This window comes from Streptomyces mexicanus, from assembly GCF_902506575.1.
Taxonomy (GTDB): domain Bacteria; phylum Actinomycetota; class Actinomycetes; order Streptomycetales; family Streptomycetaceae; genus Streptomyces; species Streptomyces mexicanus.
In genome coordinates this window covers 6534675-6541900 of record NZ_LR732544.1, presented here as the reverse complement: position 1 = coordinate 6541900, position 7226 = coordinate 6534675, and the positions used below count along the sequence as shown (strand labels likewise).

Sequence of the window (7226 nt, the reverse complement as noted above, 5' to 3'; positions counted from 1 at the left end):
TTTTTCTGCCTGTCTCGTGGGCTCGGAGATGTGTATAGGAGACGGGTCTTGGGCTGTCCGGGGCCTGGGTCGTCCGGTCAGTGGCCGGTCCGCGCGTACAGTTCCGGGCGCGGGGCGAGGTCCACCGCGACCCGGCCGGCCCCGTTCAGCGACCGCACTCCCGCCTCGGCGACGACGGATGCCGCGTAGCCGTCCCACGCCCCGGGGCCGGTGACCTGTCCGCGCCGCGTGGCGTCGACCCAGGTCTGCACCTCGCGGTCGTAGGCGTCGGCGAAGCGGTCGAGGTAGTCCTGCGGGACCTCCAGGCGCGCGCCGCCGCGGGCGGTGACGGACATCCCGTGCTCCTCGCCGATCCGGGCGCTGCCCCTCTCGCCCACGGCCTCGCAGCGCACCTGGTAGCCGAAGCCGCAGTTGACGAACACCTCCACGTCCACCAGCGCGCCCCGCTCGGTCTCGAAGACCACGAACTGCGGGTCCCACAGGCCCTCGGGCGCCCCGGAGGACGGGGCCGGACGCAGGACGGTCACCGCGGCCAGCTCCTGGCCGAGCAGCCAGCGGGCCGCGTCGATCTCGTGCGAGACCGAACTGTCGATGAGCATGGCGCTGGTGAAGTGCGGCGGGGAGGAGACGTTGCGGTGGGTGCAGTGCAGCATCAGCGGCCGCCCCAGCTCGCCGGCGTCCAGCAGCGACTTCAGCCGGCGGTACTCGGCGTCGTAGCGCCGCATGAACCCGATCTGCGCCAGGCGCCGGCCCAGCCCGGCCTCCGCCTCCACCACCCGCAGCGCCCCGGCCGGGTCGGGCACCATCGGCTTCTCGCACAGCACCGGCAGCCTCCGCGCGAAGGCCGCGAGCAGGGCCTCCTCGGGCGCGGGCCCCGGGGGGGCGATCGGGACCGCCTCCACGCCGGGCGCGTCCAGGGCGGCCAGGGCGTCCGCGTGCACGGTGACGCCCTCGATGCCCGCCACGGCCTCCCGGGCCCGGGCCGTGTCCGGGTCGGCCACCGCGGCCACTCTGGCTCCACTCACCACCTGATCGAGCCGTCGTATGTGATCGGCCCCCATGTGACCGGCTCCCAGCACGGCCACGCCCAACAGGTCGCCCATGTGCGCACTCCCTCCTCGCCGACACGTCCGCCGTAGCGTAGACGCCGACGAGGAGGAGGACGCGGGTGTGGCGCGGGGCGGGTCCTGGTGGACCTAGTAGCGCAGCACGCCCGCGATGCCCTGGGCCTCGCCCAGGGTGCCGTCCGGGACGAAGCGGACCTCCGCGCCGGTCTCCAGGCACTTCTCGACGATCTCGTCCACGATGTCCTCGCGGGCGTCGAGTTCGCCGCTCTCGGCGGGGAGCAGGTGCTCGCCGAAGGCGTCGCGCACGGTGATCCGGTAGTTGTCCTCGACGGCGAGCAGCCGCACCCGGCCCTCCTGGGCGCTGCGCCACAACTCGTCGACGCCGGCCGCGTACTCCTTGCGTCCGCGCGCCGCCTCCAGCTCCCGGGCGACGGCCTCGCTCTCCTGCCGGGCCAGGGCCTCGCGCACCGGCCGGATCGCGCGCCACACGGCCTCGGGGGTGCCGTGGGCGAGTCCGACGTGCGGGACGTGCACCGCGCACCGGGCGATCCCGCCGAGTTCGTCGAGCACGGAGAGCGCCGCGGGCGCGCCGGTCAGGTAGACCGGGCGCGGCTGGTCCCGCAGGATCGCGCTCATCGCCGTGTCGGCCTCCTTGAGGAACTGGCGGGTGCGCTCGTCGCGGAAGGTGCTCGGCGCGTCGCCGTTGCGTTCCTGGCGCTCGGCGTCGAAGTTCGCGGGGAGGTCCCGGGCCAGCGGGAAGCCGCCGACGCGGTCCTCGACGACCCGGTCGGCGCCGCCGTTCCACAGCGTCACGCGGTCGGCGGCGACCGACAGCACCCAGAAGGGGCGCTCGGCGGCATGGGCGGAGACCAGGTTGCGGGTGAGGAAGGTGTCGGAGAGCACCACCCGCTCCGGCACGGTGCGGCCGAGGGTCCACACCTGGTGCTCGCCGGGTGCGGCGAAGATCGCCAGGCCGTCCTCGGCGTGCGTCAGGTCCACCTCGGCGAGGGCCTGGTCGAGCTGCCGCACGACGTCGGCGCGGCGCTCCCGGGTGACCGCGGGATCGGTCTGCAACTGCTTCTTGGCCTCGGCCACGGCGTTGCGCAGCCGGACCGGGTCCTGGGCGTTGTCGGGGCCGCGGCGGTGCGTCGGCGTCAGCACGGACACCGCGGGATAGCTGCGGGGGCGCCGCAGCTCGGCGAGGGTCGCGGGACTCAGATCGTGCTCCATGACAGCACCATAGGAGGAATTCCCATAGAGGGCATTTGGAGTAATCAGGGGCGAAGGGAGTAATCGGGGCGAGTGGGCGGGGTAGTCGCGTGGGTGGCGTGCGCGCGCCGCGCCCGGTGTCTGCCCACGCCGTGCTCGGTCCGTGCCCGTGTCGCGCCTGGCGCCTGCGCGGTGCGTGCCCGTGCCGTGCTCGGTGCGTGCCTGTGTCGTGCCGACGCCTGCCCGGTGCGTGCCCGTGCCGGTGTCTGCCCGGTGCGCGCTCGTGCTCTGCCCGGGGTGCGTCCGGTGGGCCGTATACGTTTGCGTCTGTTGGTGAAGTCTTTGCCCTTGGCTGAATCATGACAGGCCGCAGCGGGTCCGGGGCCGCTTAGAGGGGGTCGTCCGGGTTTCGCTGGAGCAAAGTGTGGCCGAAAGTGCGAGGGTCGCGCGGGCGCTCGGGTTACGCCCGCGTTGACCCGCGAGGGCGCGCGTTACACGCTTGTATACATAGGTGCCTCATGCAACTTGTTTGGCCAGGAGGTAGGGACATGTGCGGCATTACCGGCTGGGTCTCCTTCGATCGCGACCTGAGCAAGGAGATGGCGACCCTGGATGCGATGACGGAGACGATGGCCTGCCGCGGCCCCGACGACCGCGGCACCTTCACCGACGGCCCCGCCGCCCTCGGACACCGCCGGCTCGCGATCATCGACCTGCCCGGCGGCCGTCAGCCCATGACGGCCGAGACGCCACAGGGCACGGTCGCGCTCGTGTACTCGGGAGAGACCTACAACTTCACCGAGCTGCGCGCCGACCTCATGGCCCGCGGCCACCGCTTCACCACGGACTCCGACACCGAGGTCGTCCTGCGCGGCTACCTCGAATGGGGCGACGCCCTCGCCGAACGCCTCAACGGCATGTACGCGTTCGCCGTCTGGGACGGCCGCCACGGCAGGCTCGTGATGATCCGCGACCGCATGGGCATCAAGCCCTTCTACTACTACCCGACGCCCGACGGCGTCATCTTCGGCTCCGAGCCCAAGGCGATCCTCGCCAACCCGCTGGCCCGGCACCGGGTCACGCTCGACGGCCTGCGCGAGCTGTTCACCTTCGTCAAGACCCCCGGCCACGCCGTGTGGGACGGCATGCGCGAGGTGGAGCCCGGCACCGTCGTCACCGTCGACCGCGGCGGCCTGCGCACCCGCGCCTACTGGCAGCTGCGCACCCAGCAGCACTCCGACGACCGCGACACCACCATCGGCACCGTGCGCACCCTGCTGGACGACATCGTGCGCCGCCAGCTCGTCGCCGACGTGCCCCGCTGCACCCTGCTCTCCGGCGGCCTGGACTCCTCCGCCATGACCGCGCTGGCCGCCCGGCAACTGGCCGCGCAGGGCGAGAAGGTCCGCAGCTTCGCCGTCGACTTCGTCGGCCAGGCGGACCGGTTCGTCCCCGACGAGCTGCGCGCCACGCCCGACACGCCGTTCGTGCACGACGTCGCCCGGCTCGCGGACACCGAACACCAGGACATCGTGCTCGACGCCCACACCCTCGCCGATCCCGAGATCCGCGAACGGGTGCTCAGGGCCCGCGACCTGCCCATGGGCTTCGGCGACATGGACGCCTCGCTCTACCTGCTGTTCCGCAGCATCCGCGAGCACTCCACCGTCGCCCTGTCCGGCGAGTCCGCCGACGAGGTCTTCGGCGGCTACCTGCAGTTCTTCGACGAGGAGGCGCGGCGCGCCGACACCTTCCCCTGGCTGGTGCGGTTCCGCCGCGACTTCGGCGACGACGGCGACGTCATGCGGCCCGACCTCGCGCAGAAGCTGGACCTGTCGTCGTACGTCGCCGAGGGCTACCGCACCGCCGTCGCCGATATCCAGCGCCTGGACGGCGAGAGCGACTTCGAGTACCGGATGCGGCGCATCTGCTACCTGCACCTGACGCGCTTCGTCCGCGTCCTGCTCGACCGCAAGGACCGGATGAGCATGGCCGTCGGCCTGGAGGTCCGCGTGCCCTTCTGCGACCACCGGCTCGTCGAGTACGTCTACAACACCCCCTGGGCGCTGAAGTCGTTCGACGGCCGGGAGAAGAGCCTGCTGCGCGAGGCCACCCGCGACGTGCTGCCGAAGTCCGTGTACGACAGGGTCAAGAGCCCCTACCCCTCCACGCAGGACCCCAAGTACGCCGTCGCGCTCCAGGACCACGTCAAGGACCTGCTCGCCCGGCCCGGCCACCCGGTGTTCGACCTGGTCGACCGGGAGCGGGTGCGCCGGGCGGCGGACCGGGACACGCCCGTCATCACGCAGGCGGCGCGGCGCGGTCTGGAGAAGACCCTCGACCTGGCCCTGTGGCTGGACCTGTACAAGCCGGAGATCGTCACCGACTGAGCCCGATCGCCCGGTCCGCCGCCGCGGCCGACGCCTGCCACCGGGTCGTCACCGGCTCCCACACCCGGATCGCGCTCCCCGCACCGAGGGCGGCCGCGGTGAAGGTGCGGCCCCGGTGCGCGGGATGCGCGGCCACGGTGAGCGTGTCCACCCGGCGGACGCTCGGGTCCGTCGGATCGGTGACGGTCCGCACGGCGGCGTAGGCCGTCCGGCCCGGATCGAGCCGGTACGAGCCGGACGGGTCAAGGGGCGCGGACGGGTCGAAGGGCGCGGACGGACCGGAAGGGTCGGAGGGGCCGGAAGGGCCGGCGGGGACCGGCTGGGCGGTGCCGTCCAGGTTCCCGAAGGTGACCGTGGGAATCGGGCCGACGGTGCAGCCGTGCCCGGCCCGGCTGGTCACCCGGACGCGCACCACCGTCGGATCGGCGGACACGGCCCGCGCCTCGACGGCCAGCTGCCGCTGCGCGCACGTGGCCGTGCGCGCGGCTGCGTGGCCGGCCGCGGTCGCGGTCGCGGGCAGCAGGACGGCGACGGGCACCAGCGCGGCGACGGCGGTGCGCGGGGTGCGGGTGCGGACGAGCACGGACGGCCTCCCGGGCGGTCGGAGACGGGCCCGTGCGAAGGAGGAGACGGGCACGCGGGCAAGGCAGGGCCGGCGCACAGTGTCACCCGCGACCGGGGCCCGGGGGCCGCACCCGCTCGTCCGCGTGCGTGTCGTGGGTCGCCACTGCCGGGCTCAGCCCTGGGTGCCGGACCGGTCGTCGGCCGGGCAGGAGCTGCCGGAAGGCGGCAGGGAGCCATAGAGCAGGAAATCGTTCACCTTCCGGTGCACGCAGGCGGAGGAGCTGTACCCGGTGTGCCCGTCACTGCGGTTGTCGAGCACCACGGCCGCCGGACCCAGCCGCCGCGCGGTCTCCGTCGTCCAGCGGTACGGGGTCGCCGGGTCACCACGGGTACCGACCAGCAGCATCTTGGCGGAGTCGACGTTCTTGACCTTCTCCCGGACGAAATCGGTGCCCTTGGGGCGGCCGTAGCACATCAGCAGCTCGTGCAGCCGGTACCGGCCGAAGACCGGTGAGGCCTGCTCGTACTCGGCGCTGAGCCGGCCGAGGTCCTTGGTGATCCGGTCGGGGCCCGGCCGGTCCGGGTCGTCCGCGCAGTTGATCGCCATCATCGCGGCCGGTCCGTTGTCCGCCGGCACGTCCGCCGTGGCGACGAGGCCGCCGCTGCCGGCCCGTTCCGCCGGGCCCCGGCCGGGCAGCCGACCCGGCTGTCGGTCCGCCTGTCGGCCCGCCCGCCGGCCCGGCAGGTCCGTGCCCCCGGAGGAGAACGCCTGGACGCCGCGGGTGTCGCCGTCCTGCACGAGCGAGGCGAGCGCGCGTTCGAGCGTGGGCCACAGCGCCTTGCTGTAGAGCGCCTGCCCGATCGCGCCCACCAGGTCCTGGCCGGTGAGACGGCCGCCCGAGCCCGTCGGTACGGGTTTGTCGTCGAGCGACCGCACGAGTTGCAGCACCTGGTCGCCCGCCATCCGCCGGTCCTGGCCGAGCGGGCAGGCGATGTCCTGCACACACCAGTCGAGGAAGTCGTCGAGCGCGGTCTGCTGGCCCTCGGCGGCCACCCGCCCCTGCTCCGCCAGCGGCTCGGTCAGCGTGTCCACCCCGTCCAGGGCCATCCGCCCCACCTTGTGGGGGAACTCGGCGGCGTACACCGCGCCGAGCCGGGTGCCGTAGGAGAAGCCGAGGTAGTTGAGTCTGCGGTCGCCCAGCGCCTGGCGTATGACGTCCAGGTCGCGGGCCGCGTCGACGGTGCCGATGTGCGACAGGACCGCACCGGAGTGCCGGGTGCACTCGGCCGCCACCTTCTGCCACTCCTGCAGCGCCTTGCGCGCCGCCCGGGCGTCCCCGAGACCGGCCCCCCCCTCGGCCGCGGCCTCGCTCGAGGCGTCGCCGCCGGACCCCGTCGTCTCCTCGCCGATGCCGCAGCTGACCGGCGAGGACCTGCCGACGCCCCGCGGGTCGAAGGTGACCACGTCGTAGCCGTTGGTCAGGTCCATGAACTCCTTGCCGCCGGCCGCCAGCTGGGGGACGCCCGCGCCGCCCGGGCCGCCGAAGTTCAGCACCACCGAGCCGCGGGAGGGTCCCGTGGCCCGGTAGCGGGCCAGCGCCAGGTCGAGGGTGCCCGCGTTCGGGCGGGCGTAGTCGAGCGGCACGGTCACCTTGCCGCACTGCAGGTCCGGCGGCGAGCCCTGCTCGCACGCCGCCCACGTCACTTTCTGGCGGTAGAAACGGCTCAGATCCGGCTGCCCGCCGCCCGCGGCGACCGCCGGCAGCCCCGCACCGAGCAGGGCCAGGGTGACGGCGCCGACACACGCACAGCGCCGGGCCGCGGACCGCGTCGACAGCTTGGTCGGCATGGATGCCTCCAGGGGCGCTCGCAGCGGACCGGGAAACGCCTCCGCTCACCATATGCGGCCCACCGGGGCCGCGCCTGTCGGAGCACGTGGCGGTGGGTGCGGTGCGCGGACGGGCGGTGCGGCGGGGCGCCGAGGCGGGGCGTGCGG

The 7226-nt window shown here is 73.7% G+C and carries 5 protein-coding genes; 1 reads left to right on the top strand and 4 read right to left on the bottom strand.

Annotated elements, in window-relative coordinates:
- Positions 1-77: 77 nt before the first annotated feature.
- Positions 78-1103 carry a Gfo/Idh/MocA family protein gene (locus tag GV126_RS29230; protein ID WP_159672348.1) on the bottom strand — a complete coding sequence of 342 codons (1026 nt, stop codon included), beginning with the start codon at positions 1101-1103 and terminating at the stop codon, positions 78-80.
- A 93-nt stretch (positions 1104-1196) separates the two neighbouring features.
- The gene (locus tag GV126_RS29225) at positions 1197-2297 is read right to left on the bottom strand and encodes a baeRF3 domain-containing protein (RefSeq protein ID WP_159672346.1); all 1101 of its coding nucleotides are present in this window, start codon (positions 2295-2297) and stop codon (positions 1197-1199) included.
- Positions 2298-2824: 527 nt separating this feature from the next.
- Between GV126_RS29225 and asnB the strand changes: the two genes are divergently transcribed.
- The gene (asnB, locus tag GV126_RS29220; protein ID WP_159672344.1) at positions 2825-4666 is read left to right on the top strand and encodes an asparagine synthase (glutamine-hydrolyzing); all 1842 of its coding nucleotides are present in this window, start codon (positions 2825-2827) and stop codon (positions 4664-4666) included.
- On the opposite strand, the gene GV126_RS29215 is transcribed toward asnB, so the two are convergent.
- Positions 4656-5249 (bottom strand): DUF4232 domain-containing protein, encoded by a 594-nt coding sequence (locus GV126_RS29215; protein WP_236570156.1) that lies wholly within the window; start codon positions 5247-5249, stop codon positions 4656-4658. The two genes, asnB and GV126_RS29215, sit on opposite strands and share 11 nt — an antisense overlap.
- Before the next feature lie 153 nt (positions 5250-5402).
- Positions 5403-7079 (bottom strand): alpha/beta hydrolase, encoded by a 1677-nt coding sequence (locus GV126_RS29210; protein ID WP_159672342.1) that lies wholly within the window; start codon positions 7077-7079, stop codon positions 5403-5405.
- Positions 7080-7226 lie beyond the last annotated feature (147 nt).

What these genes read in the sequence shown, in the direction of transcription:
- GV126_RS29210 (WP_159672342.1), bottom strand. Translation starts at nt 7,079, where the DNA reads ATGCCGACCAAGCTGTCGACGCGGTCCGCGGCCCGGCGCTGTGCGTGT.
- GV126_RS29230 (WP_159672348.1), bottom strand. Translation starts at nt 1,103, where the DNA reads ATGGGCGACCTGTTGGGCGTGGCCGTGCTGGGAGCCGGTCACATGGGG.
- GV126_RS29225 (WP_159672346.1), bottom strand. Translation starts at nt 2,297, where the DNA reads ATGGAGCACGATCTGAGTCCCGCGACCCTCGCCGAGCTGCGGCGCCCC.
- asnB (WP_159672344.1), top strand. Translation starts at nt 2,825, where the DNA reads ATGTGCGGCATTACCGGCTGGGTCTCCTTCGATCGCGACCTGAGCAAG.